The sequence below is a fragment of the Stenotrophomonas sp. INTA L402-1 genome, assembly GCF_059295135.1.
This window is the reverse complement of the sequence record NZ_JCAFWP010000222.1, coordinates 1-546: the sequence shown is the minus strand read 5'-3', so window position 1 is coordinate 546 and position 546 is coordinate 1. Positions and strand designations below refer to the sequence as shown.

Genomic DNA, 546 nt, shown 5'->3' with positions numbered 1-546 from the left:
GGGTTATCCAGTGCCATCGCGTAATTTAGCAGGCCTTCAATCGCAAACTGAGGGTCCTGAACACCAACTTTTGCCAGAAATAAGGCCAACCCAAGTGGTGCTTTCGACTGCACCATCCCCTGCGCTGCCATTACATCCGTAATTGTTAAACAACCGGTGCCTGTCGCTGGAGCGTCATCGCTCAAGTTTGGAGATTTTGGGGAGTAATATTTTGGTAATGAGGTGTACTGGCAATAGCGGACACAACCATTTGTTCTTTTTTTAAGCAGCCATCTGATGATATTTTTCCCTGAAGGCTGCCGGGGAGATATTCCCCAGACGAGAGTGACGACGCTGACGATTGTAGAAAATCTCAATGTATTCCCGTATTACTGAGATGGCTTCATCCCGGTTATTAAAACGATAGTGGCTCAGGCTCTCATTTTTCAGCGTTCCCCAGAAGCTTTCCATCGGAGCGTTGTCGTAACAGTTACCTTTACGCGACATTGATGTTTTCAGACCAAACTGCTCCTGTATGACCCGGTAATCGTATGCGCAGTACTGTGA

2 protein-coding genes are annotated in these 546 nt (G+C 47.3%); both read right to left on the bottom strand.

What is annotated here, in order from left to right; genetic code table 11:
- A partial coding sequence (locus AC5O77_RS22475; protein ID WP_494507255.1) for an antitermination protein Q occupies positions 1-185 on the bottom strand: 185 nt, incomplete at its 3' end.
- 76 nt (positions 186-261) lie between these two features.
- Positions 262-546: integrase core domain-containing protein (locus AC5O77_RS22470; RefSeq protein ID WP_137422643.1), on the bottom strand; the 285-nt coding region annotated here is incomplete at its 5' end.